This window comes from Zongyangia acetica (assembly GCF_038739695.1).
Lineage (GTDB): Bacteria > Bacillota > Clostridia > Oscillospirales > Ruminococcaceae > Zongyangia > Zongyangia gallinarum.
This window is the reverse complement of sequence record NZ_JBBEWN010000038.1, coordinates 1-2,494: the sequence shown is the minus strand read 5'-3', so window position 1 is coordinate 2,494 and position 2,494 is coordinate 1. Positions and strand designations below refer to the sequence as shown.

2 protein-coding genes are annotated in these 2,494 nt (G+C 49.1%); both read right to left on the bottom strand.

The features are described 5' to 3' along the window. Positions 1 to 1,051: minor capsid protein (locus tag WGC32_RS14920; RefSeq protein ID WP_342683050.1), on the bottom strand; the 1,051-nt coding region annotated here is incomplete at its 3' end. Then, positions 1,005 to 2,324, bottom strand: a complete 1,320-nt coding sequence (locus WGC32_RS14915) for a phage portal protein (protein WP_342683052.1) — start codon at positions 2,322 to 2,324, stop codon at positions 1,005 to 1,007. The genes WGC32_RS14920 and WGC32_RS14915, both read right to left, overlap by 47 nt. Between the last annotated feature and the right edge of the window lie 170 nt (positions 2,325 to 2,494).

Genomic DNA, 2,494 nt, shown 5'->3' with positions numbered 1-2,494 from the left:
TAGACTCCTGATTTTTTATATCTTTCTCTGCAAAAAACTGTAAGTCTATCTTTAGCATATCTTCCTTTTTATTAATTATACCATCATCCACCCGCTTTGCAACCGTTTCCGCCCGCTTTGTCTCTCCGGGATGCTTGGCTACATAATCGTCGATCCATTTATCCCAATCATCAACCACAATCTCCCAGGAACAGCGGCACCACGGGTGAATAGGCGGGAAGTTTACCCCTGGCTGGCGGTCTTTAATTTCAAATACCTGTCTTGCCAGGCTCCTGCAGATCGGGCAGGTATGCCCATCCATGACAGGGGAAAGCCGGTACCTCTCAAAATCCTCCGTAAACGGCTGCATGGAGCTTTCCGCCATGACGTAAGTCCCCTCGGTGAAGATCAGCCGGTAAGCGTCCCGGCGGTTGACATTGCTGAAACGTTTGCGCAGCTGCCTCACCAGCTTGTCATAGCTGTCGCCCCTCGCGAATCCCTGGGCAATATCCTGGTTGAGGTACTGGGCCAGTTTCCGGGTGTCGTTCCATATCCGTGTTGAAAAGTTTTCCCCATTGCACCAAGGCACATCTACAAACTGCTTCACTACCGCCGCGTTAATGGCGTAAAAGCTTTTTCCGAATCCCAGGGTTTCCATGGCCATATTCACGCCTTTTTGAGATAAACCAGTCAGATAGGTGGTCATCTGCTCGCTTGTGTATCCGGCAATGTTAGCCTCCTCCATGAATACGGAGTATTGCAGCCCTTCCAATCGGTTGAGCCGGTAAATCGTCTCCCGTACCGGCATGAGATCGGCGTACTGAGGATATTTCCGGACAAATTCATCCATACGCTCTATGAGCAGCTGCCGGTCCTCGTCAGGCAAAGATTCCAACAACCGGCGGTATTCGATGACATTATCCACGCCATATGTCTGATAATACGCAGCGATCTCCTTTTCCAACCGCTTGAATTCCGCATCAAAAAAGGACGACAGCCGCTTTTTAAGCTTAGCCTCGTCCTTCTCAGCTGTTTGCTTCAGTTGTTCCTGACGTCTCGTCCAGTACGACATCTTCTACCTCCACCGTTCGATTGGTCGGGAAACCATCTGTGATGCCTTCCTCCTCATCCTGTTTGATCTGTTCAATCTCCTGCTGTACATTGTCTACGCAGGACAGGATAGAAAGCTGCGTCTGCTGGCTGACAATTCCCGCAAGGTTCCCGGCGATCTGGGATTCTTCCAAAAGGTTGGAGGGAATATTCTGGGTGAACTGATAGGTCAGCTTGACCCAGTCGTCCTTCTTCATCCCGCTCACTGGGTTAGAAAATATCAGCATATAGCGCCGGTTCATGCCGCTGGTAAACTTCCGCTGCTTGGTCAGCGCCAAATTGCTCATTGCCTGCAGCTTGTATTTCAGCGCGATCCCGGAAGACGTCCCGAAATTCTCGTCTGAAATATTGGCTACCATGGAGATTTGGAAGATCAGTTTTTCCAACCGGTCGAGCAGATGCTCTTGGGAGGTGTCTCCGTCCGGCTTTTGGAGGAAATCGACTTCAAGCTGGCCATTATCGAGAAGGCCCTCAAAATTGATAATCCGGTTATCCCTGATTTCCTGCAAATTATCCGGCAGCACCTTCGCGCCGAGCACCTTTAGATAAGCGTCCGCAAAATACGCAACATCATTTGCCTTTTCGCTGACCGCTTCGTTGTACTCATTAATCATGGTAAGCACCGGTTCGAAAATCCCGATCTCTTCCTCGTTTTCTCGGTACTCTGTGGCAGGTACGCCTTCAAACCCATGGCTTTTTTCTTCTTCTGGCAGCCAGTGGAGTCCGCCTTCCATCGACAGATAACGCACCCTGGTGTCATCCGATACGCTGACATAGACTATATCATCCGCGTCTTTATAGACCCGGCAGAAATATCTGGGACGCTCCAGAATCGAGTCATCATAGATCATGAAGGCTTCTTCCGGCGATAGATAAGTGATGCCGATATTCCCCAGATCATCCACATAGTACATTTCATAGGCCTTGCCATAGATGGAGCACATCTTTGACAACTCCGCATTATTGTCGTCCTGGTCGTTGTATTGGTCCAGGAACTCCACATAATCCGCCACCGCTTTGTCCTCATCACACATGACTTTAATTGGAATCCCGATAAAAAAGCCATTCATGGTATCGGTGATGTATTTCGCGAAGTTTACCGCGATCCGCTTGTCCGGTTTATATTCCGGTTTTGGCGGCAGGCCAAATATTGGATACCTTGTCATGTAGGCATCCATCAGCGGCTTATACCGTTTTTGGACCCATTCCTGGTGTTTGTTTAAAAACTCCCCCAGTTTTATAACGTCCAGTTCTTCATCGTTTGAAAGCCTGAATATATCAGATTCCTCCTATTACAATAAATTTGGACAGGAAAGCCGGACAGCCAGTCCGGCTTTCCCTCCATCTCGTGCCTAAGCTACAATGAGAGGAGCAACTGGCTGACCAATCACTCCTTGGGCTTGTA